This window comes from Claveliimonas bilis (assembly GCF_020892095.1).
GTDB lineage: Bacteria > Bacillota > Clostridia > Lachnospirales > Lachnospiraceae > Claveliimonas > Claveliimonas bilis.
In genome coordinates this window covers 2862492-2882768 of sequence record NZ_AP024845.1, presented here as the reverse complement: position 1 = coordinate 2882768, position 20277 = coordinate 2862492, and the positions used below count along the sequence as shown (strand labels likewise).

The following is a 20277-nucleotide window of genomic DNA, read 5'->3' as shown; positions in this document are numbered from 1 at the left end:
TGCTACATGGAAATATTTAAAATAATCCTGCGTATTTTCCTTTCCCGCTTCCTGCGGTCCTCCTTTTCAACCTGCGCAATATTATTGAGGCCCTCCACCCGTGCGAGAAAGGGAGTGTAATCATTTAATATCTTTACGGTGATTTTTGACATTCTGTTTTCTTCCAGAATATTTTTGATATGCTTTGCTGCTTCTTCCGGATCTGTCTTTTTATCCGGTGCATAGCCGAACACGGTATTACCGGCAATCACAACTGCTGTCACGGGCATAATCTTTTCCCTGCTTGTAAGGACCATATCATAAGCTGTTGTAAGAAGAGAAGCCTTATCTTCTATCTCATCTACAATTTCCGGATCTATGGTCCGGTAAGGCAGGATCGTGATCAGTCCCACCAGCATTTTACATGCCGGCAGGCACCCTACGATCGCTACTACAGTCAGAAGATTCAATCTTGTGCCCGTCTGCATAATGCCAAGAACTAAAAGAGCAATGACCACTGCAAATTCCAGCACAGTCATAAGAAGCAGCTTCTGCTTCCTGGCGCGGATATATCCGGGCTGTCCTTTTTCTATTTTCATCTTACATTGTACTCCTTGTTATTCATTCTGTTCATAAACCAGTCCGTCACGCGGTCCGGTGACAGACGCACGGCCAGTTTTGCCCCCTTCATGGCTGCTCCGTAAATGGAAATACTGCGCCTGCGCCGCACATCCAGCAGGGCTTTCCGCACAACCTGCTCCGGCTTTGCCATCAGCTTTTGTTTGGCAGGAATCTTAAGAGTACCCGCCGTATCAAAGAAATTCGTATCTACCGGTCCAGGGCACACGGCCGTCACAAAAATCCCGTTCTCTGCAAGTTCCTTGCCCAAAGCCCGGCTGTAGTTTAATACATATGCCTTTGTCGCTGCATACACAGCAGCTCCCGGCTGCGGGGCGAAAGCTGCCGCCGAAGCAAGATTTACAATACGGCTTCCTCCTGACATGAAAGGAATACACTGGCTTGTCAGCCGTGTCAGTGCCTGGCAGTTCAGCTGGATCATATCTGTAAGTATCTTCACATCTGTCGCCATGACCGATGCATTTTTCCCAAATCCTGCCGCATTGACAAGAATACGGATATCCGGCTTCAGTGCCTCCATATCTCTCTGCAGATGATTATAGACTTCATCCTGCAGAAGATCACTGTTATAGAGACGGCAGTAAACCCCATTTACAGATGTAAGCTCCTGCTTTACTTCTTCCAGTTTATCCGTATTTCTGGCAATAAGCCAGATTTCATCCAGACTGCGGTAGCATTTCGGAATCTGTCTTGCAAATTCTCTTCCAAGTCCCATGGACGCTCCTGTGATGACTGCTATTCTCATAAAAATCCCTTCTTTACTAATTATTTCTACTCTTTTTATGGACATGCCGGATCGTCTTTTTCTTTCCGGTTCTCTTTTGTTTTCTTTTCTCCCCCTGTTCCTTTTTGGGACGGATCAGACAGTTCCTGCCGTATCCTACCAGGTCCATTCTCCCTCCCTTTTTCAGCGCCTCTAAGACCAGATCATAATTTTCCGGTCTCCGGTATTGGATAAGCGCGCGCTGCATTGCCTTTTCATGAGGGCTCTTCGGCACATAAACCGGTTTCATATCCCGCGGATCCACTCCGGTATAGTACATACAAGTTGAGATCGTGGAAGGCGTCGGATAGAAATCCTGCACCTGCTCCGGCATATAGCCAAGATCTCTTAGGTATTCCGCCAGCTTAATGGCTTCCTTCAAGGTAGAGCCGGGATGGGAGGACATAAGATAAGGCACAAGATACTGGTCTTTTCCGATTTTCTGATTGATGCTTCTGTACTTGTCTGCAAATGCCTGGTATACCTTATGCTCCGGCTTCCCCATTTTGGACAGCACCGCATCGGATACATGTTCCGGCGCTACCTTCAGCTGTCCGCTGACATGATGCCGGCACAGTTCCCAGAGAAAACTGTCATCCGGATCTGCCATGACATAATCAAAACGGATTCCGGAACGGATAAACACTTTCTTCACTCCCGGAAGTTCTCTTAGTTTCCGTAATAATTTTATGTAATCTCTGTGGTCGGCCCGGAGGTTTCTGCAGGGCTTCGGAAAGAGACATTGTTTCGTTGGACATACGCCCTTTTCCATTTGCTTCTGGCAGGATGGCTGCCTGAAATTTGCCGTTGGTCCGCCCACGTCGTGGATATAGCCTTTAAAGTCCTTCTCTTTTGTAAATGCTTCCGCTTCTTTCAGCAAGGATTCATGGCTTCTTGTCTGCAGGATCCTTCCCTGATGAAAGGTCAGGGCGCAGAAACTGCAGCCTCCAAAACAACCCCTGTTGCTGACAAGGGAAAACCGGATTTCCTGAATAGCAGGCACGCCCCCTTCTTTCTCATAAGACGGATGGTAGGTACGCATATAAGGAAGACTGTACACCTGATCCATCTCACTTTGAGACAATGGTTTTGCCGCCGGATTCTGCACCACATAGAGATGATCGGAATAAGGCTCCACCAGACGCTTTCCCGAAAACGGATCCGTATTGCAGTACTGGGTATAAAAGCTCCTTGCATAATTCAGTTTGTCCGCCAAAAGTTCCTCGTAAGAGGGCAGCATAACCGCATCATAGGCAATGCCCGGATCCTTTACTTTACATACCGTTCCGTCAATATAGGTAATGTCCTTGATATCAATACCTGAGTCCAAAGCTTCCGCAATCTCCAGAATGGATCTCTCTCCCATTCCGTAAGAGATCAGATCTGCCCCGGAATCAAGAAGGATTGAACGTTTCAGCTTGTCTGACCAGTAATCATAATGGGCAAGCCGTCTAAGACTTGCCTCGATTCCTCCCAGTATGACAGGAACGTCTTTATAAACCTGCCGGATCAGATTGCTGTATACAACAGCTGCGTGATCCGGTCGTTTTCCCATAACCCCTCCCGGCGTATAGGCATCTGTTTTCCTCCGCTTCTTTGACACAGAATAGTGATTCACCATGGAATCCATATTCCCGGCAGATACAAGAAAGCCAAGTCTTGGCTTCCCGTACTCCATAATGCTCTCCTTACGCCGCCAGTCTGGCTGTGCAATGATGCAGACCCGATAGCCGTGAGCCTCCAAAAGCCTTGTGATAATTGCATGGCCGAAAGAAGGATGATCCACATAGGCATCTCCGGATACATAGACAAAATCAGCCTCGCTCCATCCTCTCTCCTTCATATCCTGTCTGCAGATGGGTAAAAATCCCTGTTTCATTCTAAAACTCCTAATTTTTTCTTCTCTTCAAGCGTCAGCGGCCGGTATTCTCCCGGCTTTAAGTCAGGATCCAGCACAAGGGGTCCCATTGTCTCCCTTTTCAGATAGACAACTTTCATTCCCACTGCCTGAAACATCCGCTTGATCTGATGATATTTCCCCTCCTGAATGGTAAGACGAACACAGGATACCGGACCGCTTTCCAGGATCACAAGCCTGGCAGGAAGAGTCATTTCCGGAGCATCTTCTGTTCCGATATCCACTCCGCTTTGAAACAGAGGAACGAGATCCTCCGTCACATTTCCTTCAATCCTGGCATAATAAGTCTTATCCACATGCCGTCGGGGAGACAAAAGCTGATGGGCCAGCTTCCCGTCATTGGTAAGGAGAAGCAGCCCCTCTGTGTCTTTGTCAAGACGGCCTGCCGGGAAAAGATCTTTTCGTTTTCTGTCCCCGATCAGCTCTACCACTGTGACATCTTTCGTATCTTCTGTGGCAGACACGACTCCGGAAGGCTTGTTTAGCATATAATACTCTACTGCCTCATAGGACACTTCCTGACCGTCCAGGCAGATTTTCTGCTGGGGATCCACCTTGCATTCCGGTGCTTTTTCTGTCTCGCCGTCAACAGTGACCCTGCCTTTTCGTATATACTTTTTTACTTCCTGCCGTGTTCCGGCGCCCATTTCCGCCAGATATTTATCTAAACGCATCTTCATTTTAATGCCATCTCCATCCGGGTAAATACTTATTCTTTAATGTGCCCCCTGCCAGCTTGCCCCATCCGAGAGGATAGCCGTCCACACAAAAAAGATACCACCCTTTCTCTTTAGATGAGACAACATCATCAAGATCAATGGTCTCTCCCTTCAGATAGCGGATCACTCTCTCATCCTTTGCGGGAAGATCCAGGGTGAAGGGATAATCCTCCTTACTTAAGCACATGGCAAGAGCCTGACTCGGCTCGAACCGGTTCTTCTTCAATTCTCCCAGAAGAAGACCTGTCCTTAGGAAACGTACCCCTTTCAGATCAGGAATCCCCTCTGGCATATAATAAACCTTTTCCCCGCGGATATCCAGTCTGCCACCGCTTAAATCTATCTTAATTTTCTGTAAAAATTCTTTCAGTTCATCCGGCAGTTTCTGCTCTTTCCCCCTTTTTTCGCCGACCTTTTCCTTCAGCAAAGGTACTCCCTCTCCCTTTTTCACAAGGGCGAGATAATGTCCTTCTCCATGCATCTTATGAGGGAAAATACGCACCGTCTTTTCCAGGTGTCTTTCCTCTCCATCCGCCGCTTCTTCGGAAAGGCCGGGTGTAAACCCTTCATAAGATTCCATATCCATAATACGAAATTCCGGATATTCTTCCAAAAGATGAGCGATAATATCTTCATTTTCCCGGCGGTCAAATGTACAGGTGGAATAAAGAAGCATTCCGCCCGGCCGCAGCATGGAAGCCGCCTGGGTAATAATATTTCTCTGAATACGGCTGAAATATTCCGGCCCATGTTCCTCCCACGCTTTTACCATCTTTTTGTCTTTACGGAACATTCCTTCTCCGGAACAGGGCGCATCGATGAGTATTTTATCGAAATATTCCGGGAAATGCGCTGTCAGGTTTCCCGGTTCTTCACTGGTCACAAGCACATTGCCGATACCAAACAGCTCAATATTCTTCAAAAGTCCCTTTGCCCTGGAACTGCTGATATCATTTGCCACCAGAAGGCCGCGTCCTTTCAGCTTTGCGCCAAGTTCTGTGGCCTTCCCTCCGGGAGCAGCGCACAGATCCAGCACCCTCTCTCCCGGTTCGACGGGAAGACGGTTTGCCGGCGTCATGGCGCTTGGCTCCTGCAAATAATAAAGTCCGGCGAAATAGTAAGGATGTTTTGCCGGGTAGTCTTTTTCTCCATCATAATAAAATCCGTTTTCAATCCACGGAATCGGCCGGATGGGAAACGGACAGATCTTTTGAAATTCTTCTTCTGTTATTTTTTTGGTATTTACCCGAAGTCCATAGTATCTCGGCTCATCGTAGCATGCAATATAGTCATTGTACTCTTCCTTCAGAAGTACTTTCATTTTTTCCTGGAATGTCTCTGGCAGGTTCATCCTGTCATCCTCCTTTGTATATACACCAACGCTATTATAGCATTTTATACATCTTCTAGGAATAGGCATATTTCAGTTTTTTCTTTTCCAATTCCCGAAGAACATAATAGGGATTGACGCTGATCTCATCCCCGGTGTCCCAGCAGTAAATGCCGAGATGCAGATGTACGGCGAATTTGCCGTATGTCCCCTCTTTTCCGTATCCTGAATCGCCCATAAATCCCAGGATCTGTCCGGCTTTCACTGTATCTCCCTTTTGAATATCTCCATAGGATTCCAAATGGGCATAATAGTAATAGACGCCCTGTGGGGAAGTGATGCCGACTCTCCACCCACCAAGTTCCAGCCAGCCAAGACTTGTCACCGTACCGTCTGAGATACTCACAATGGGATAAAGACCTCTTTCATTTCTGGAAGCCATAATATCTGTCCCCTCGTGCATATTTGTTTTCTTATAGCTGCGCTCTGCCATCCACGAATTTTCATAGGAAACAGTAAGGGAATCGTCAAGTGTGGAAGATGGAATCGGAAAATACAGGCTGTCTTTTTCTACTTTGTTCAGAAAAATCCGGCATTCATCAGACAGGAAATCTTTGTTTTTACGCATATCCGGCGCAAAAAACTCCTGACGGTACTCGCTGTTGTCAATTCCCTGTCTGGCTCTGTCATTAAGATCCGCCTTCTCAAACATCTCCTGGATCCCTATGGCACAAAAAAGAGAAAGCAGCAGTAAAAGGATCAGTATTTTTCGAGACATACCGTTCTGCCTTTTTCTTTTACTATATGCCCCTGCCTTTCTCTTTTATGTCCGTCTGTTTTCACGGCGGATTTTAAATATCCTCCCGGCAGCATCCGGCAAGAACTGCTTTCAGATATTCATAGCTTCTTTCTGTGGACTCGATCGAGAGCCTCTCTTTCACTGAATGGACATCCCAGATATCAGGTCCGAAAGATACACAGTCCAGATCTTTCTTTTTATCCAGGAAAAGTCCGCATTCCAGACCAGCGTGGATCGTAAGGACCTCCGGATCCCTGCCGAACATCTCCCGGTATGTCCGGGTCATCAGTTCCCGAAGGGAAGATTCCTTTTTATAGGCCCATCCGGGATATTCATTATCCGCCCGGAAGGATGCGCCGCACAGCCCGGCCAGGATCTTCAGTCTCTCTGCCAGCTCTGCTTTCTTGCTTCCAAGGGAACTTCTTACAAGGGTATCGATCGTCAGATATCCCTCTCTTACAGCCATGATGCCATGGTTTAGTGAGGTCTCTACCAGTCCCGGCAAAGTCCGGTTATATCCCACAGGACCGTCTGGCGCAGCCATCAGGTAGGCAACAATCTTCTTTGTTGTCTCTGCAGAAACAACATTCGTCGTCTGCACCCCCCTTTTCTCTGTCTGAACAGAAAGATTCGGTTCTTCATCCATAAATTCTTCCTTCCACAAGGCCTCCATTTTCACAGCCGCCTCCATAAGAGCAGAAGGATGTTCCGCCATCAAAAGGATCTCTGCCTGGCTTGCTATGACATTTTCCTTTCCGCCGCCCCCGGCATCCATGAGGAAAAGCTGTGTGCTGCGGGACGCCTCGTAAAGAAGCCTTCCTGAAAGCTTCAAAGCATTGGCTCTTTGCCGGTTGATCTCCGATCCGGAATGGCCTCCCGTAAGCCCGCTGATGGTAATTTTTACAACCTCGCCTTCCCGTGAGGAAAAGTCCAGCGGGAAGGATGTATGACAGCTGATTCCTCCGGCGCATCCTACCGTCAGGATTCCCTCTTCCTCTGAATCAATATTGATCAGCTTTCTTCCTTTCAGAAGCTGGAGATCAAGCGCTTTTGCTCCGCCCATTCCTGTCTCCTCGTCAGCTGTGAAAACAGCCTCAATAGGAGGATGGACTGCATCTTTTTCATCCAGCAGAGCAAGGATCATTGCCACGGCAATCCCGTCGTCGCCGCCAAGGGTCGTATTTCTCGCCTTGACAAATCCGTCCTCCACATAAAGTTCCAATGGATCCTTTGCAAAGTCATGGCCAGAGTCTGCCGTCTTTTCACACACCATATCCAGATGGCCCTGTAAAACAACAGGTTCTCTGTCCTCATATCCCGGCGATGCTTCTTTCCATATTAAAATATTATCCCCTTCATCCCGAAGTACTTTCAGTCCTCTTTCTTCGGCAAATCGGACACAGTACCTGCATATTGCATCCAGATTGCCGGATCCATGGGGAATCTGACATATTTCTTCAAAAAAATGAAACACATTTTCTGGCATTAACTGATTTAATACTGACATTAGCATACTCCTCCTTTTTCTATTTTGCCGTACTTTCCCATAGAATAAAAAGACGGCAGTTTCCATACAATGAATTGAAGTCTCTTTCTGGAAATGAATGATGAAACGACGTTTGTTTATGCTATCGGTTATTTTTCTTTTTATTACAATGCTTTTCTTTCCAACTCCTGTATTCGACGGTGCAAGTGAAGGAATCCTTCTGTGGTTTCAAATTGTCCTTCCCACCCTGCTTCCATTCATTCTGCTCTCCAACCTGATGATCCGGACAAACGCTGTCTATTATATTTCCCGGATTACCGGACCTTTGCTGGGAAAAATCTTTGCTGTGTCAGACAGCGGGTCTTTTGCTGTTATTGCGGGATTTCTCTGCGGATATCCTATGGGAGCGAAAGTGACATCCGACCTTTTAAGGACCGGACGGATTTCTTTCGAGGAAGCTTCTTATCTTCTCTCCTTCTGTAACAACACCAGTCCCATGTTCATCATCAGCTATGTGGTTATGCAGAACACGCCTTCCGCCTCCTGGATTTTTCCTTCCGTCGTCCTTCTCTTTTTGTCGCCTGTTATCTGCAGCAGGATCTTTTTGCCTTTTTACAGAAAAGGCAGCGTATCCACACGTTTTCCGGGACTGTCACCTGCCAGAGAACGCCCTTTTTCTCTGACAATACTGGACACTTGTATGATGGACAGCTTTGAAGCAATTACAAAAGTTGGAGGCTACATAATGCTCTTTTCTGTCATTACCAAACTGGCCTGCCTCCTGCCATGGAAAAACTGGCTTCCCTACCGCCTTCTGCTCTCTTTTCTGGAAATCACTGCCGGAATCCCCATGATTTCAGAGCTCACTGTTCTTCCATGGCGAATCCGCTGGCCCCTCCTTTTAGGGCTGACTTCCTTTGGCGGCTTGTGCGCTGCCGCGCAGACTTCCTGCATGATACAGGGCACAGGGCTTAAGATTTCTACCTACTTAACAGAAAAACTGGTTACTATGTCCGTAACCAGTCTTTTGTGCCTCGGCATCTTTGGAATTTTATTCTAATTCTTCTGCTGTTTCTTCTTCATATGCTTCTTCCGGAACAGAGCCAAATTCGGCTTCCAGACCTCTGGAGGACTGATCAGGGATTTCCAGCTCTGAACGGTTGTTGCGCACCATATCATAGCACTCCTGCAGCGAATTTACCAAACCGTCATATTTGGTCGTATAGCTGTCAAGAGTATGACCGATAATGCTCTCAGCATTGGCAAGAAGATCGTCTGTATACTGCATTGCTCCGATTCGGATGTCGTTAGCGTCGCTGGTGGCATTGTCAAGAATCTGCTGCGCCTGCTCTGTGGCAGCAGTGACAATCTCATTTGCCTGTGCATAGGCCTGCTGCATGATCTCATGCTCGCTGACAAGCTCTGTTGTCTGGATCTGCGCTTCCTGAAGCATGCTGTCCGCCTTTGCCTGAGCGTCTGCAAGAATAGCGTCTTTATTTGCAATGATCTTCTGATAACGTTTGATCTCATCCGGAGTTTTCATACGAAGCTCCCTAAGAAGCTCATCAATCTGATCTTTGTTTACAATAATCTTCGTTGTTGACAGAGGCTGAAATTTACAACTGTCAATGTACTCCTCAATTTCTTCAATAATCTGTTCAATACGGCTGCTCATAATTTACACTCTCCTTTTTTTATCTATTTTCTTCTGTATCTCTTCTATTACGATGTCCGGTACAAACTGCGAAATATCTCCCCCGAAAGCTGCCACTTCTTTTACCATAGAAGAGCTCAGATACGAGTACTGCAGGCTGGTTGTCAAAAAGACGGTTTCCAGTCCGCCGTCCAGCTTGCGATTTGTCTGCGCCATCTGAAGCTCATACTCAAAATCCGTAATGGCCCTCAGACCTCTTATGATCATTTTCGCTTCCATTTTTTTCGCAAAATCTACCAGCAATCCTTCAAATGGTATTACTCTGATATTCGGAATATTTTTAACAGTTTCCTCTAGTATTTTAACACGTTCTTCTAAGGAAAACAACGGACTTTTTGCGTTATTATACAATACTCCGACAATTAATTCGTCCACGATCTTCGCCGAACGGGTGATCATATCCAGATGCCCGAAAGTGACCGGATCAAAACTGCCCGGATAAATTGCTCTTAACATATTTCTTTCCTCCCCGCCGGTTCAATAAACACATGTTTATTGGTTTTGTAAACCTTCTCTTTGATCAATGCAAAACCAAGCTCGGCCAGATAATCAAAAGAAGTATCCTTTGATGCCTCCACGATGATCACACCCTCATCGGAAAGAAGCTGCGAGTCTGCCAAATACTCCAGTACCTTTTTCTCCAGTTCCTGATTGTAGGGCGGATCCATGAAAATAAAATCAAACTGCTTTTCTCCCTCCAGCCGATAAAGGGCTGTCATAACATCCGAAGATATGGTAAGCGCCTTTCTGTCCAGACGGGTATATTTCAAATTTTCTCTGATACACGCCATCGCCTTTGGATTCTTCTCTACAAAGACCGCCTCCATAGCGCCGCGGCTTAGAGCCTCGATCCCAATACCGCCGCTTCCTGCGAACAGATCCAGGAAAATGCAGTCGTACAGATACGGAGAAAGCATATTGAACAACGTTTCCTTGATCCGGTCTGTTGTCGGGCGGGTATCCATCCCATCCAGAGTCTTGAGCTGCAGCCGTTTCGCACTTCCTGCAATCACACGCATAAACTATCACTCCCCACTTGTTATGTATACAAAAGATTTCCTGTTCATTATACGAAGCAGCGCTGTAAAAGTCAAGAAAAAGCACCTGCCGGCGTGCATGAAGCTTTCGGCAGATGCCTCTCCTTTTGTTTTTACTGTTTTGTTAAAATTTTTACTGATCGGTAAGATGGTGGCTGTTATTTACCTGCCATCTGTCTTTCCTGCTGTTCGATCATCTTTTTTACCATATATCCTCCCACAGAGCCATTCTGTCTGGAAGTAAGGTCGCCATTGTATCCGTCTGTGAGCGGTACTCCCAGCTCGCTTGCAACCTCATATTTGAATTTGTCTAATGCACCCTTTGCTTCAGGTACAGCTGCTTTGTTAGATGAACGATTTGTCATTTCTATACTCCTCCTTTTTTGTAACATTTTTTATTTGTGTTACAACGATAGTATATGGAGGATTTACAAAATTACACTAGAATTTCCTGTATGATTTTCCAGTTTTTTCAGCCATTCGCATTCTTTCTTGGAAAGCACGGATACTGCCTCACTGGCCATCTGCAAAACAGCCGCATCCTGGAACACATCTCCCAGCCGGAAGTTCATAAGCCCGCTCTGACGGATACCGAAAAGATCTCCCGGTCCTCTCTGCTTCAGGTCTTCTGATGCAATCTTAAAACCGTCATTGCTCTTATTTAAAATATCAAGTCTTTCTTTTGTATCCTTCGCCTTAGATCCTGTCATAAAAATGCAGTAAGACTGATATTTTCCTCTTCCCACACGGCCGCGAAGCTGGTGAAGCTGCGCCAGTCCAAACCTCTCTGCGTTTTCCACCATCATTACAGTGGCATTAGGAACATTGATTCCTACCTCGATAACGGTAGTGGACACGAGCACATCAATTTTACCCTCTCCAAAGTCTTCCATGATCCGATCTTTCTGTTCCTGCTTCATTTTCCCGTGAAGACAGCCTACTACAATCTTGTTTCCCAGTTCTTCCTGAAGCATAGCGGAATAATCGGTCACATTTTCCACTTCCAGATGTTCGCTTTCCTCGACCATAGGACAGATAATATAGCACTGTCTGCCTTCCTCAATCTGATTTTTAATAAAGCGGTAAGCAGTGGGACGATATCCGGTGTCCACCACGCAGTTCTTGATCGGAAGACGGTTGGAGGGAAGTTCGTCAATGACAGAAATATCCAGATCTCCGTACAGAATAATCGCCAGTGTTCTCGGAATCGGCGTGGCGCTCATGACAAGCACATGGGGCATTTCTCCCTTTTCTGCAAAAATCTCTCTCTGCCGTACACCGAAACGGTGCTGCTCGTCCGTCACCACAAGTGCAAGATTCTGATAGGCAACTTTCTCCTGGATCAGAGCATGAGTGCCGATAATGATCTGCGCCTCTCCCCCCTGGATCCAGCGGTATGCCTCCCGTTTCTCTTTGGCCGTCATGGAGCCGGTCAAAAGCGCCGTCTGAAATGGAATCCTGTGTTCTTCAAGGAGTTTTGTAATGGATTCATAATGTTGTTTTGCAAGCACTTCTGTAGGCGCCATCAAAGCTCCCTGGTATCCGCTGTAAGCCACAGTCAGAAGGGCAAGCAGAGCGATCACGGTCTTTCCTGAACCAACATCGCCTTGCACCAGTCTTGACATGGACAGATTCTTCTTAAGGTCTGCCTCTATCTCACGCCATACTCTTTTCTGTGCCTCTGTCAGTTCATAGGGGAGTTCTTTTATAAAGCGCTCCACTTCCCCGGAAGGAGAGATCCGGAAACGATTTTCGCTTCGCCCGCTTTCTTCCTTCAGCTTGCGAAGGGAATATATGAATGCGGCAAATTCATCGAATACCAGCCTTTTCCTGGCATGGCAGAATACCTCTTTGTCCTCCGGAAAATGGATCCCGCGAAGCGCATAATTATACTCCGCCAGATGATATTTCAGCCGGATCTGTTCCGGCAGCGGCTCCCGCTCAAGGGGGAGGCTTTCCAGAGCCTGTTTCACCGCTTTCATGACTGTATTATTGGAAAGGCCGGCCGTCAGCGGATAGACCGGCTGCATTGTACCGCGCTTCTCTTCGTATTTCCCGGAAGGATAGAAAATTTCCGGGTGCTCCATTACAAGCACATCCCGGCGTCTGACGATCATTCCCCGAAGCGTGATAACACCGCCTCTTGAAAGTGTAGTACGCAGAAAAGGCATACGAAACCAAATAACCTTCAGTGTACCTGTAAGATCTTTTACATACAAAGAAGTCACCTGCATAGCGCGGTTCCCGGATACCTGGACTTTACCGTAAATCGCTCCGGTAACTGTCTGTACGCGCCCTTCTTCTGCTTCACTGATTGGTACAGCTTCCTCATAGATATCGTATGCCCTTGGATAATAGCGGATCAGGTCCCCGACGGTCCTGATCCCCAATTTCCAAAATAACTTTTCAGTTTTCTCTCCAATTCCTTTCAGTTCATGAATCGGTGTATATTCTGTCATTTACTCTACTGCCAGCACGTAATAGTAAATGGGCTGGCCGCCATAATGTGCATCCACATCAAGATCCGGATACTTCTCTTCGATTTCAGCGACAAAATTCTGTGCCGCCTCTTCATTGACTTCCTCGCCATAGTAAATGCTGATCAGCTCTGAATCTTCATCTACCAGCTGTTCCAGCATTTCCACAGCCGTCTTTTCGATGTCCTGCCCCACTGCAAGAATGCCGGAATCACCGATTCCCATAATATCCCCTTCGTGGATTTCTTTATCATCAATCCGGGTATCCCGCACGGCGTAAGTAACCTGACCTGATTTCACATTCTTGATCGCTTCCAGCATAGTCTCTTCATTTTCCTGCACGCCTGCCTCCGGCATGAAGCTGATGATCGCCGTAATTCCCTGCGGTACAGTTTTTGTCGGAATGACCACGATCTCTTTGTCTTTTACAAGAGCCTTGGCCTGATTTGCCGCCAATACAATATTTTTGTTGTTGGGAAGAATGAATACTGCATCAGCGTTTACATGTTCAATGGCGTTCAACATATCTTCCGTGCTGGGATTCATCGTCTGACCGCCTTCAATAATGTAGTCAGCACCAAGTTCACGGAATACACTGTTGAGCCCTTCTCCGATAGAAACTGTGATAAATCCCATCGGTTTTCTCGGCTCGGCGCTCTTTTTCTTCTGATCTTCTTCCTTCTGCTGCTGTGCAAGCTTCTGAGAATCACGGATCAGTTTTTCCTGATGCTCTTCTCTCATATTGTCAATTTTCATTCGTGACAGCTGTCCGTAAGTCAGCGCTTTCTGGATAGCAAGTCCCGGATCATTGGTATGGACATGAATCTTTACCACATCATCGTCTGCCACACAGACAATGGAATCTCCGATAGACTCCAGATAAGCCTTAAATTCCATCTCATCATTCTCTGTAAATTCCCGCTCTGTCATAATGATAAATTCCGTGCAGTATCCGAATTTAATGTCTGCCGCTGCCTCAGCGGAAACCTTTGTCATGCTGCTTCCCGCTCCTTCCGCGGAAATCGCACTGTAATCCACTTCCTTGCCAAGAAAGGCGTCGTAAGCGCCCTTAAGCACTTCCATCAGTCCCTGTCCCCCGGAATCTACCACTCCTGCCTCTTTCAATACAGGGAGCATTTCCGGCGTACGGGCAAGAACCGCATCTCCCTCTTCAAGGAGAGCCGGAATAAATTCTTCCAGATCCTCTGTCTCTTCTGCAAGAACTGCCGCTTTTTCTGCAATCCCCCTCGCAACTGTGAGAATCGTTCCTTCTTTCGGCTTCATAACTGCTTTATAAGCAGTATCTTTTGCCCTTTCACATGCTGCCGCCAGTATTTTTACATTCACTTCTTTTTCATCACGTACAGCCTTGGTAAATCCCCGAAGGAGCTGTGAGAGGATGACACCGGAATTTCCTCTGGCTCCGCGCAGGGAACCGGATGAAATCGCTTTTGCCAATGATTTCATATCCATGTTTTCAAGGGCGGTCACCTCTTTTGCCGCTGACATAATGGTCAAAGACATATTGGTTCCCGTATCCCCGTCCGGAACAGGAAATACGTTCAACTCATTAATAAATTCTTTTTTCGCCTCAATATTCTGTGCACCGGCAAGAAACATCTTAGCCAGCATTTCCACACTGATTGTCTTTACAGCCACTTAAATATCCTCCTTAACTAATCGATGACTCTGACGCCCTCGATATAGATATTGATTTTATCAACTTTCATACCGGAAAATTCTTCTACCTTATATTTGACATTGCTAATCAGATTATCCGTCACTGCAGAAATGCTGACTCCATATGCTACAATCACGTGAAAATCAATAGTGATCTCATTTTCGTCTGATATGGACACCTGGATTCCATGAGTCAGGCTGTCTTTCTTCAGCAGTCTTACCAGACCGTCCTTTACATTAACTGCCGCCATTCCGACAATTCCGAAGCATTCCACTGCCACGGTGCCGGCATACTTTGCGATCACATCAGTACTTACTGTGATGATACCCATATCTGTGCTCATGCTTCCCTTCATATAGTTCCCTCCAATTATCTCTATTTTATTTTCTGTCGATCCTTTTGCAAACTCCAGTTTAACACAAGTATTATACCCTGTTTTCACGCCTTTTACAAGAAAAAAGAGTTCCGCCGGCGGAACTCCCGCTCCAGGCGCGGCTGCTTGGCAGCAAATCCTTCTGCGGTACAAAAAAAGACTAACTTCCCTGACTAGCGGAAAATTAGTCTCTCTTCAGATTTTCATTAAGCGCGCTCTACTTTTCCGGACTTCAAACAAGAAGTACATACATACATTCTCTTAGATCCGCCCTCTGTTTTTACACGAACAGATTTTACATTTGATTTCCACATTTTTGGTGTCTTTCTATGAGAGTGGCTGACACTGTTACCAAAGTGAGCACCCTTTTCGCAAATAGCACATTTAGCCATGACTGCACCTCCTAACACTCTAAATAAGTCTGTTCTCCAGACTCGCAACAATGATATTCTATCAGAATACTTTTAAAAAAGCAAGCATTTCTTCATAGATTTCACAAAAAGATTGAGGAAAGAACAGATCAGTCATCTCTGCAGCAAAAAAACAACTCATAAGCTGCCAGGAGACACAATATGATACATAAAATCTCCACAAACATATTAGGAAGCCAAAGGCTGATCGTAATTCCTGCCGCGATCCAGAATAAGGCAAATCCTGCCACCCTTTTCATCTGAATCCCTCCCGCCGGGGCCTTGTTTTATTCTATGCCCTGCCAGTCGGAAATATGTCTTTTCCTCATGGTATCCTTTGCTTATTCATCTGCCTCGTCAAGAATATCATTTACCTCCTCTTCCGTCATGCGGCTGCCATTTTTGGAAGTGAACCGGTCCAGAACATCCGGGACCATATCAAGGATCTTTGTCATTGTATCCTGATTTCTGATATTTACAAGTCTTGTTGTGCCATTTTGGATAACAAGAACCGCACTGGGAGTCATCTTTCCGCCGAGACCTCCTGCGCCTTTTTCCTTCTTTTCTCCATTAAAGGCTCCGGCTCCAATTGCAAAGGAAACATCTACAAGGGGAAGAATGATAGTATCCCCGATATGGATGGCGTCTCCCACTACTGTCCGTGATGAGATAACGGCATCCATGCCGTGAAAAAGAGCCTCTACTGTTCCTTTAAAATTATTATCTGCCATAATATGATCCTCCCAAATCTTTTGAACTTACTGTCAGGGCTTTTAAAATTCACTGATAAACTTCCGAACATCCTTATAGGTCTGTCTCACTGCTTTGCTGACAAGAAGACGAAGTGCAAAAGTCAGCAAATGTATCAAATAAAGCCTTCCATGTATATCCGCTTTTCCCTCAAACATCTTTTCTTCAAATTCCGGAACAATCTGAATCTCTCCCGGAAGAAAGGGATAAACAACCGCCAGTCCCGCAAGGCTGGTTCCTGTCAGCGCCGGATCTCCCAGACCGTATCTTAAAAATATCCTTCCTCTTCCCGGATAAAGGCCTCTTAAAAGGCGGATGAGAGCTTTCTTTCCAGTGCCAAAGGCCTTTCTATGCAGCTCATCTTCCAGAAAATCTATCAGTTTTTCTTTTTTTTCACTGAATAGATTTATTTTATCACAGATTGCTTTTATTGTACATTTTATCTTTTGAAAGAACGAAGATATCTTCTCGCCTGCTTTCTGAATCTTTTTTGCAATTCTGTTGTTTTTCTCAATATTGTCGGACCGTTTTTCTTCATGCGGCGGACTGTCTTCGGGATACGCGTACGGATTTTTTTCATCTGCTTCCGGTTCTTCAAAATCTTCCGGTTCAGGTTGCGTATCCGGCGCATCAGTTTCTTTCTCCGTTTCCAGATGCGTATCCATTTCCTCTTCTTCATGAGCTTCCTCATGGACTTTCCTGCAGACTTCATCAGTCTTCCCTTTTTCTTCATCTGATCTCTCTCCTCCTTTGATCCGCTTCCAGCCTATTCTTGCGGAAAATACACTCGACTTGTTCCCATATAGGATTTTCAATTCCAACAGGGAAAAAAGCCATGTCACCTTACATCTTACCTTTGTCCCCTTTTCTGTTCCGTCCGTTTTCCCCGACACCTGATAACAAACCGGCACAAAAAGTACAATGCAGAGCAATACTATCAGTATACCCAGTATGATCGCCAGTATGATACCTGCAATTTTTAAAATCAACAATAAAAGATGAAGCATATTATTTTTCCCGCTCCCTGTTTTCTAAGAATGCGCATATATCGTCTTCCATTTTGCTTTCATATGCATCCTGCAGGATTATTCTGACCAATTCCAGTGCATCATCATAGTTCCCTGCCATTCCCGCAATCAAAATGTTATCCTTCGGGCATCTGTACTGCATAAATTCAAGAGAGGACACGATTTCCAGCCTTCTTGTCCCATAGTCCGTCAGCACAAGAAAGTAAAGGGGCCTTGTTAATTTCCCCTCTCTGATCCGGGAGACTATCTTTTTCTCTTTTTTTTCCAGTTCCGCAGATACATACAGATACCTTGCAAATCTCATATTTTTTACCCTTTCTAGTTATAATAATAACTGTCCAGTATCTGTTTTGCAACATCAACCGCTCTTACATTTCCGTCGGCTTCTTCAATGATCACACTGATCACAAGTTCCGGGTTATCAACATTAGTAAATCCCACAAACCAGGAATGGTTTTTGGATGAATCGCCGTCGCTGTACTCAGCTGTTCCCGTTTTTCCAGCGACACTGTATCCCGATCCGGCAAAAACAGAGCCTGTTCCATAGTCTGTTACATTCTGCATATAAGCCTTAAGCTGTGCCGCTTCCTCTGAGGTCATCAGTTGCCCATAGCTTTCCGGATCAGTCTCTTCTACAATTGTGCCGGAATAGTTTGTCACTTCTTCTACAAGATAGGGTTCCATCAGCCTGCCTCCATTTGCGACCGCTGAAGTGATAAGCGCCATATGATAAGGACTTACAAGGGTTTCTCCCTGTCCCATGGCCGTCATCATCCGGTCAGAGGAAGTAGCATTATTATCCAGTGCAAAACTGCTTTTGTTATAACTGATATCTTTTCCGGGAAGAGCGCTATTGAAGAGCAGCTCTTTAGCGGTATCACTGTATTTTGACAGATCAAGCTGAAGTCCGATATTGCAGAAAGACGCGTTACAGGAATAGGCAAAGGAGCTTGCCAGATCTTCCTGCCCGTGGACCTGCCCTCCGGCACAGGGGATCGTCACACCGTCATAGGTGATAGAGCCGCTGCAATTGTAAGTATAAGAGGAATAATCGCTGTGTTCCCGCATATATTCCAAGGCAGTAACAATCTTAAAAGAGGATCCCGGTGCATACTGTCCCTGTGTTGCACGGTTCAAAAGACTGCTGCTTTCATCTGTGTTCAGCCATTCCCAGTTTTCGCTTACAGTGTTGGGGTCGAAATCCGGTTTAGACAGCATCGTACGGATCTTCCCTGTGGAAGGCTCCATAATCACAACTGCCCCCCTGCTGTCCCCCATGGCGTCGGATGCCGCCTGCTGAAGTGAGGTATCCAATGTTGTCACTATGTTGTCTCCTGTATTTTTCTGATCCTGAAACTCATTGCTTAATTTTTCCAGGAAAAAAGCATTGGAAGTAAGAAGTTCAAAATTTCTTGTAGATTCCAATCCGGACTTTCCCTGGGAGGAATATCCTACTACATGTGCATACAGATTTCCGTAAGGATAAGAGCGGTATTCGCTGCCGTCTTCCGCTGTTTCTGTCTGGGCAAGAACATTTCCGTCTTTATCCAGTATTTTTCCCCGCACAACCCGGTCAGCCATAGAATCCAGACGGGGATTATAGGGACTGTTGATAATATCCTCGCTCTCCACTACATTGAAATAGCCAATATACCCCATCAGCACAAGGAACAATGCAACGAATACGTAGGTTACCCTAGCGAATTCTTTGTTTACTTCTCGCTTTTTCTTTTTCTCTTTCTTTTCCAGTTTTGACTGTTCTTTTCTTTCTTTGCGGCTCATCTGCGATCTTTCCTGCTTCTTTTGCTGTCGCAATTCTTCTTTTCTTAGCTCGTAACTGTTGTTCTTTTTTCTTTCTTTCAATGCTTTCTTCCTCGTCCTCTCTTACAATATAAAGTCCCTGGATGATTGCAAACATAATTAATGTGCTGAGCAAAGAGCTTCCGCCATAGCTCACCAAAGGAAGGGTTACTCCTGTAGACGGAATAAATTTTATAACACCGCCTATATTCAGAAACACCTGGAAAATATAACAGGTTCCAAGCCCCAGCGCCACCAGTTTATAAAATTGATTGTGGAGCTGCATGGCAATGTTAAGAAACATTATATAGCAGCTGACAAATATAAGGATCAGACACAGGGCAAATATAAGTCCCAGCTCTTCGGCAATCGCCGAAAAAATAAAATCTGAATCTCTGACAGGGATACTTTCCGGCGATCCCTGGCAAAGGCCCATTCCAAACCAGCTTCCTGTCCCTATGGCAAACAGCGACTGCGCCACCTGATAGCCCCCGTTGTCGTAAGTTGCAAATGGATCCCGCCAGACATTTACTCTCGTCCGGACATGACCAAACAAATAATATCCGATCACAGACGCCCCTGCCCCTGCTCCCAGTCCGGCCAGCATATAAAGAGGCTGGCGGGTGGCAACATAGAGCATTACAAGGTACACAACAAAAATGATCAAGGCAGCTCCAAGGTCTGTGGAAACCACAAGGATCAGCACATGCAGGGCGGCGATCATCGTTGTGATCACCACGTTTTTAAAAGCAATAGATTCCTTCAGACTTGCCGCAACATAAAAGACAAAAATGATCTTCACAAGCTCGGAAGGCTGGATGCTGATACCGCCTATAGAAAATCCAAGCTTCGCTCCGTAAGATACCTGTCCCAGAACTGCTACAACTGCAAGTGATACCATTCCTGCAATGGCATAAATTCTCCTTAGCTTCGCCAGGCTTTTTACTTTTCGGATAATGACAGGAACAATCAGACTTAACACAATACCTGCTGTTGCAAAAACAAACTGTTTCATTGCCGTCTCATAATCCAGCCGCGTCAGCATAACAAGTCCGATGCAAAGAAGCATGCACATATTATTGACTACCAGTCTGGATACCTTCGGATAAATATGAGTATACAGAAGGATCGCAGCTCCAAGAAGGACAACCTGTGCAAGATAGAATGCTGCTATTTTGATATCTTCTGTCTCCAGATAGAGAATGATAAACGCGATCAGTTGGAACAGAAACATAAGCACATTCTGCCTCCGCAGCATTCCCTGCTTTTTTTCCATATCATGATACCCGAATATCGTAAAGCAAAGATACGTGTACATGATGATCAGAAGGATAATCAAATATTTTGAAATTTCTACAATAATATTTACCAAAC

Annotated in this window: 22 protein-coding genes; 1 reads left to right on the top strand and 21 read right to left on the bottom strand. The window is 45.8% G+C overall.

The annotated features are described in order from the left end of the window. Positions 1–2: 2 nt before the first annotated feature. The 7 genes from EUBC25_RS13930 to EUBC25_RS13900 all read right to left on the bottom strand — a co-directional run bounded on the left by EUBC25_RS13930 (position 3) and on the right by EUBC25_RS13900 (position 7654). Positions 3–578, bottom strand: a complete 576-nt coding sequence (locus tag EUBC25_RS13930) for a hypothetical protein (protein WP_230106081.1) — start codon at positions 576–578, stop codon at positions 3–5. Next, a complete protein-coding gene (locus tag EUBC25_RS13925) occupies positions 575–1363 on the bottom strand; it encodes an SDR family NAD(P)-dependent oxidoreductase (RefSeq protein WP_230106080.1) in 789 nt (262 codons plus the stop codon). The genes EUBC25_RS13930 and EUBC25_RS13925 overlap by 4 nt, the downstream gene beginning before the upstream one ends. Positions 1364–1379: 16 nt before the next feature. Next, on the bottom strand, positions 1380–3260 hold the full coding sequence (locus tag EUBC25_RS13920) for a YgiQ family radical SAM protein (RefSeq protein WP_230106079.1): 1881 nt from the start codon (positions 3258–3260) through the stop codon (positions 1380–1382). After that, positions 3257–3979: a pseudouridine synthase gene (locus EUBC25_RS13915; protein WP_230106078.1), complete on the bottom strand. Its 723-nt coding sequence runs from the start codon at positions 3977–3979 to the stop codon at positions 3257–3259. The genes EUBC25_RS13920 and EUBC25_RS13915 overlap by 4 nt, the downstream gene beginning before the upstream one ends. A gap of 1 nt (position 3980) precedes the next feature. Beyond that, complete coding sequence (locus EUBC25_RS13910; RefSeq protein ID WP_230106077.1) at positions 3981–5369, bottom strand: RsmF rRNA methyltransferase first C-terminal domain-containing protein; 1389 nt, start codon at positions 5367–5369, stop codon at positions 3981–3983. Between the two features lie 55 nt (positions 5370–5424). Beyond that, the gene (locus tag EUBC25_RS13905; RefSeq protein WP_230106076.1) at positions 5425–6126 is read right to left on the bottom strand and encodes a M23 family metallopeptidase; all 702 of its coding nucleotides are present in this window, start codon (positions 6124–6126) and stop codon (positions 5425–5427) included. Between the two features lie 73 nt (positions 6127–6199). Further along, the gene (locus EUBC25_RS13900) at positions 6200–7654 is read right to left on the bottom strand and encodes an aminoacyl-histidine dipeptidase (protein ID WP_230106075.1); all 1455 of its coding nucleotides are present in this window, start codon (positions 7652–7654) and stop codon (positions 6200–6202) included. Positions 7655–7754: 100 nt separating this feature from the next. Here EUBC25_RS13900 and EUBC25_RS13895 point away from each other — a divergent pair, with 100 nt between their 5' ends. Further along, positions 7755–8693 carry a transporter gene (locus EUBC25_RS13895; protein ID WP_230106074.1) on the top strand — a complete coding sequence of 313 codons (939 nt, stop codon included), beginning with the start codon at positions 7755–7757 and terminating at the stop codon, positions 8691–8693. Here the strand turns inward: EUBC25_RS13895 and EUBC25_RS13890 are convergent. The 14 genes from EUBC25_RS13890 to EUBC25_RS13825 all read right to left on the bottom strand — a co-directional run bounded on the left by EUBC25_RS13890 (position 8685) and on the right by EUBC25_RS13825 (position 20275). Then, positions 8685–9308, bottom strand: a complete 624-nt coding sequence (locus tag EUBC25_RS13890; RefSeq protein WP_230106073.1) for an ATPase — start codon at positions 9306–9308, stop codon at positions 8685–8687. The two genes, EUBC25_RS13895 and EUBC25_RS13890, sit on opposite strands and share 9 nt — an antisense overlap. Before the next feature lie 3 nt (positions 9309–9311). Then, the gene (gene coaD / locus EUBC25_RS13885) at positions 9312–9803 is read right to left on the bottom strand and encodes a pantetheine-phosphate adenylyltransferase (protein ID WP_230106072.1); all 492 of its coding nucleotides are present in this window, start codon (positions 9801–9803) and stop codon (positions 9312–9314) included. Beyond that, the gene (gene rsmD, locus EUBC25_RS13880) at positions 9797–10366 is read right to left on the bottom strand and encodes a 16S rRNA (guanine(966)-N(2))-methyltransferase RsmD (protein ID WP_230106071.1); all 570 of its coding nucleotides are present in this window, start codon (positions 10364–10366) and stop codon (positions 9797–9799) included. The genes coaD and rsmD overlap by 7 nt, the downstream gene beginning before the upstream one ends. 176 nt (positions 10367–10542) lie before the next feature. After that, positions 10543–10749: an alpha/beta-type small acid-soluble spore protein gene (locus tag EUBC25_RS13875; protein WP_033125229.1), complete on the bottom strand. Its 207-nt coding sequence runs from the start codon at positions 10747–10749 to the stop codon at positions 10543–10545. A gap of 63 nt (positions 10750–10812) precedes the next feature. Beyond that, the gene (recG, locus tag EUBC25_RS13870; protein WP_230106070.1) at positions 10813–12843 is read right to left on the bottom strand and encodes an ATP-dependent DNA helicase RecG; all 2031 of its coding nucleotides are present in this window, start codon (positions 12841–12843) and stop codon (positions 10813–10815) included. Then, positions 12844–14520 (bottom strand): DAK2 domain-containing protein, encoded by a 1677-nt coding sequence (locus EUBC25_RS13865; RefSeq protein ID WP_230106069.1) that lies wholly within the window; start codon positions 14518–14520, stop codon positions 12844–12846. It abuts the gene before it with no gap. A gap of 17 nt (positions 14521–14537) precedes the next feature. Continuing rightward, positions 14538–14897 (bottom strand): Asp23/Gls24 family envelope stress response protein, encoded by a 360-nt coding sequence (locus EUBC25_RS13860; RefSeq protein WP_230106068.1) that lies wholly within the window; start codon positions 14895–14897, stop codon positions 14538–14540. Positions 14898–15121: 224 nt separating this feature from the next. Then, the gene (rpmB, locus tag EUBC25_RS13855; RefSeq protein WP_230106067.1) at positions 15122–15307 is read right to left on the bottom strand and encodes a 50S ribosomal protein L28; all 186 of its coding nucleotides are present in this window, start codon (positions 15305–15307) and stop codon (positions 15122–15124) included. 128 nt (positions 15308–15435) lie between these two features. After that, a complete protein-coding gene (locus EUBC25_RS13850; RefSeq protein WP_230106066.1) occupies positions 15436–15585 on the bottom strand; it encodes a hypothetical protein in 150 nt (49 codons plus the stop codon). Between the two features lie 81 nt (positions 15586–15666). Beyond that, positions 15667–16056: a GerW family sporulation protein gene (locus EUBC25_RS13845; protein WP_230106065.1), complete on the bottom strand. Its 390-nt coding sequence runs from the start codon at positions 16054–16056 to the stop codon at positions 15667–15669. A 42-nt stretch (positions 16057–16098) separates the two neighbouring features. After that, positions 16099–17082, bottom strand: a complete 984-nt coding sequence (locus EUBC25_RS13840) for a DUF2953 domain-containing protein (RefSeq protein WP_230106064.1) — start codon at positions 17080–17082, stop codon at positions 16099–16101. 1 nt (position 17083) lies between these two features. Continuing rightward, positions 17084–17407: a hypothetical protein gene (locus EUBC25_RS13835; RefSeq protein ID WP_230106063.1), complete on the bottom strand. Its 324-nt coding sequence runs from the start codon at positions 17405–17407 to the stop codon at positions 17084–17086. A gap of 14 nt (positions 17408–17421) precedes the next feature. Next, complete coding sequence (locus tag EUBC25_RS13830) at positions 17422–18762, bottom strand: peptidoglycan D,D-transpeptidase FtsI family protein (RefSeq protein ID WP_230107615.1); 1341 nt, start codon at positions 18760–18762, stop codon at positions 17422–17424. 37 nt (positions 18763–18799) lie between these two features. Continuing rightward, positions 18800–20275 (bottom strand): FtsW/RodA/SpoVE family cell cycle protein, encoded by a 1476-nt coding sequence (locus EUBC25_RS13825; RefSeq protein ID WP_230106062.1) that lies wholly within the window; start codon positions 20273–20275, stop codon positions 18800–18802. Between the last annotated feature and the right edge of the window lie 2 nt (positions 20276–20277).

What these genes read in the sequence shown, in the direction of transcription:
- EUBC25_RS13910 (WP_230106077.1), bottom strand. Translation starts at nt 5,369, where the DNA reads ATGAACCTGCCAGAGACATTCCAGGAAAAAATGAAAGTACTTCTGAAG.
- EUBC25_RS13915 (WP_230106078.1), bottom strand. Translation starts at nt 3,979, where the DNA reads ATGAAGATGCGTTTAGATAAATATCTGGCGGAAATGGGCGCCGGAACA.
- EUBC25_RS13920 (WP_230106079.1), bottom strand. Translation starts at nt 3,260, where the DNA reads ATGAAACAGGGATTTTTACCCATCTGCAGACAGGATATGAAGGAGAGA.
- EUBC25_RS13860 (WP_230106068.1), bottom strand. Translation starts at nt 14,897, where the DNA reads ATGAAGGGAAGCATGAGCACAGATATGGGTATCATCACAGTAAGTACT.
- recG (WP_230106070.1), bottom strand. Translation starts at nt 12,843, where the DNA reads ATGACAGAATATACACCGATTCATGAACTGAAAGGAATTGGAGAGAAA.
- EUBC25_RS13845 (WP_230106065.1), bottom strand. Translation starts at nt 16,056, where the DNA reads ATGGCAGATAATAATTTTAAAGGAACAGTAGAGGCTCTTTTTCACGGC.
- EUBC25_RS13835 (WP_230106063.1), bottom strand. Translation starts at nt 17,407, where the DNA reads ATGAGATTTGCAAGGTATCTGTATGTATCTGCGGAACTGGAAAAAAAA.
- EUBC25_RS13840 (WP_230106064.1), bottom strand. Translation starts at nt 17,082, where the DNA reads ATGCTTCATCTTTTATTGTTGATTTTAAAAATTGCAGGTATCATACTG.
- EUBC25_RS13890 (WP_230106073.1), bottom strand. Translation starts at nt 9,308, where the DNA reads ATGAGCAGCCGTATTGAACAGATTATTGAAGAAATTGAGGAGTACATT.
- rpmB (WP_230106067.1), bottom strand. Translation starts at nt 15,307, where the DNA reads ATGGCTAAATGTGCTATTTGCGAAAAGGGTGCTCACTTTGGTAACAGT.
- EUBC25_RS13830 (WP_230107615.1), bottom strand. Translation starts at nt 18,762, where the DNA reads ATGGGGTATATTGGCTATTTCAATGTAGTGGAGAGCGAGGATATTATC.
- coaD (WP_230106072.1), bottom strand. Translation starts at nt 9,803, where the DNA reads ATGTTAAGAGCAATTTATCCGGGCAGTTTTGATCCGGTCACTTTCGGG.
- EUBC25_RS13900 (WP_230106075.1), bottom strand. Translation starts at nt 7,654, where the DNA reads ATGTCAGTATTAAATCAGTTAATGCCAGAAAATGTGTTTCATTTTTTT.
- EUBC25_RS13905 (WP_230106076.1), bottom strand. Translation starts at nt 6,126, where the DNA reads ATGTCTCGAAAAATACTGATCCTTTTACTGCTGCTTTCTCTTTTTTGT.
- EUBC25_RS13850 (WP_230106066.1), bottom strand. Translation starts at nt 15,585, where the DNA reads ATGAAAAGGGTGGCAGGATTTGCCTTATTCTGGATCGCGGCAGGAATT.
- EUBC25_RS13875 (WP_033125229.1), bottom strand. Translation starts at nt 10,749, where the DNA reads ATGACAAATCGTTCATCTAACAAAGCAGCTGTACCTGAAGCAAAGGGT.
- EUBC25_RS13895 (WP_230106074.1), top strand. Translation starts at nt 7,755, where the DNA reads ATGAAACGACGTTTGTTTATGCTATCGGTTATTTTTCTTTTTATTACA.
- rsmD (WP_230106071.1), bottom strand. Translation starts at nt 10,366, where the DNA reads ATGCGTGTGATTGCAGGAAGTGCGAAACGGCTGCAGCTCAAGACTCTG.
- EUBC25_RS13930 (WP_230106081.1), bottom strand. Translation starts at nt 578, where the DNA reads ATGAAAATAGAAAAAGGACAGCCCGGATATATCCGCGCCAGGAAGCAG.
- EUBC25_RS13925 (WP_230106080.1), bottom strand. Translation starts at nt 1,363, where the DNA reads ATGAGAATAGCAGTCATCACAGGAGCGTCCATGGGACTTGGAAGAGAA.